This window comes from Gemmobacter denitrificans, from assembly GCF_036964905.1.
In the GTDB taxonomy this organism is placed as follows: domain Bacteria; phylum Pseudomonadota; class Alphaproteobacteria; order Rhodobacterales; family Rhodobacteraceae; genus Gemmobacter; species Gemmobacter denitrificans.
The window spans coordinates 1-2,268 of record NZ_JBALHR010000043.1 but is presented as its reverse complement, the minus strand read 5'-3'; the positions used below and the strand labels follow the sequence as shown (position 1 = coordinate 2,268).

Below are 2,268 nucleotides of genomic sequence, written 5' to 3'. Positions count from 1 at the left end.
TGATCTCCTCGTGCTTGGAGATCAGCAGACTTCAGATCGTAGCTTCCGTCACTGTCCGATTTTCGGGGAGTAGCTCACACTGTGGGAATTAGCGGCAGCCTATAAAGTTGATCCCCCGATGATGCATCAGTGGGAGAAGTCGCAGCTTGAATGCGCCGCAGGCATCCTTGCGCGTGATGGTAAGTCCGCTGCGGCGGCCGGGGTCTCCAAAGATATAGCCCGCGGCACATGAAAAGCTGGACGCCATGAAGCCTGTCACATGAACGCACCTGATCGCATGCTCAGAAGTTGTTAAAACCCTTTATTCGAAGGGGACATACACACATGCATGCCAATGCACTGCCTAAGGGATCAATTTTCACGCAGAAACACACAGAAAGGGTTCGTTTACGGCTGCAAGTCTAGCCTGTCTGGCAGAGGTCAAATTCATGACCTTGGAATGCCGGAGCTTCGCGTGTCCCAAGATACCGCAAGAAACCAGATCGCGATAGTGGTTGACCCCGATTCGCTGCGGCTGCGCCGCGTGGCCGGGGCACTGGCACCGTTGCGGGTGATCGGAGCCATGTCGCTGTTTGAAGCCTTCAGCCTGGTCGAGGAAGCCCAACCCGTCAGTCTCGCCATTTCTGACACCGCTGCGGCCGAACCGGGATTCGACATGTTCCTGCGCCTTATCAAGGCTATCGGTGCCCGCTGGGTTGTCTACGGCGCCCAACCACCGGCGCAGCTGCCCCCCAATACCGCCTGGGTGGATTTTGGGCGCGACGACAATCCTGCAGTCGTGGCCGATGTTCTGGCGGGACGGACCCGGCCGAAACCTCCGCCCAGCACAACCGCACACAAACCCGAACTGATCCTGATCGGCGCATCGACGGGCGGGATCGCTGCGATCGAGACGGTTCTGTCGCAATTCACCACCGAATGCCCGCCGACCCTGATCGTTCAGCATATCAGGCCGAATTTCCTGGATGGTCTGCTTGACCGACTGAACCGCTGCTGCACACCCCATGTCGTGGCGGCACAGGACAATGCGATTCCGACACGAGGCACAGTCCATATCGCGGCAACCGCTGATTGCCACTTGGTGCTGACAGGAACCGCCCGGCCACGGATGGCCATTGTTCCGGCCCCTGCAACCTGCCCACACCGGCCTTCGGTGGATGCTTTGTTTCAATCGGCTGCCGCCTTTGGCCCAAAGGTCGCGGCGGCCCTGCTTACCGGAATGGGCGCTGACGGTGCCCGGGGGCTCGGCGAAATTCGTGCGGCAGGCGGCTTTACCATCGCCCAGAACCGCGAAACCTGCACGGTTTACGGCATGCCGCGAATCGCCGCCGAAATGGGCGCGGCCTCTGCCATTCTTCCGCTGGACCGTATCGGTGCAGCCCTTCTGGCCGGTGCCGCACAATCGGTTCCCGCCCAGGCAAGCTTGCGGGGCCCAAGATGACCGAACAGCGCACCCTTCATGTCATCCAGGGGGAACAGGCGATCTCCGATTCGCAGGATGTGATGATCACGACAGTACTGGGATCATGCGTTGCCGCCTGCATGTACGATCCGCAGCGTCAGATCGGCGGCATGAACCACTTTCTGCTGGCCGATGATACCGGCGCACGCGAGGGGGATATGCGTTTCGCTTCGGCCTCGATGGAGCGTCTGGTGAACGGCTTGTTGAAACAAGGGGCGCAACGGTCTCGGCTACAGGCCAAGATTTTCGGAGGTGCCCGCATGATGGCCGGGCTTCCGGATATCGGCCGCCGCAACGGCGAGGCAGCCATTGCCTTTCTGGCGGGCGAGCGGATTCCCTGCATTTCCATGAGCCTGGGTGGAAATTCTGCCCGGCGGATCCGGTTTTGGCCTGCAACCGGCAGGGCCCAGCAACTTCTGCTGGCGGATCAGGCGACAGACCCACAATCGTCTTCAAACGGACAACAATGGATAGCTCTATAGGGGGCTTGCCAAGTGTGTAGCCCCGGAATTTGGTAAATCGGATCAAGGATGAACCGATCTTGCTCTAAAGCCCAATTACCGACGCTGTATTCCTATCACCTCGTGCTCGGGTTCTGAACTGACTGAGCTGATGCGGTGGATGCCACCACCCAACGGCATCCGCTCACTGCATCCACATGACTGCTTATCGCTACCACCCCTGTCCATCTGCGTGTGGCGCTAAAGGTCCATACCAGTGAGCTTCTGGGAAAACTTGCTCATCTTGGCGACGGCGATCGTGACGGAGGGCTTCAGGGCATCGAGATCAACCTCGGGCGCGGCGAC

The 2,268-nt window shown here is 59.7% G+C and carries 2 protein-coding genes; both read left to right on the top strand.

The features are described 5' to 3' along the window. Positions 1-454: 454 nt before the first annotated feature. A complete protein-coding gene (locus V6590_RS20725; RefSeq protein WP_335420760.1) occupies positions 455-1,441 on the top strand; it encodes a CheB methylesterase domain-containing protein in 987 nt (328 codons plus the stop codon). Further along, positions 1,438-1,944 (top strand): chemotaxis protein CheD, encoded by a 507-nt coding sequence (locus V6590_RS20720; RefSeq protein ID WP_335425612.1) that lies wholly within the window; start codon positions 1,438-1,440, stop codon positions 1,942-1,944. Before V6590_RS20725 ends, V6590_RS20720 begins: the two co-directional genes overlap by 4 nt. The last annotated feature ends 324 nt before the right edge of the window (positions 1,945-2,268 follow it).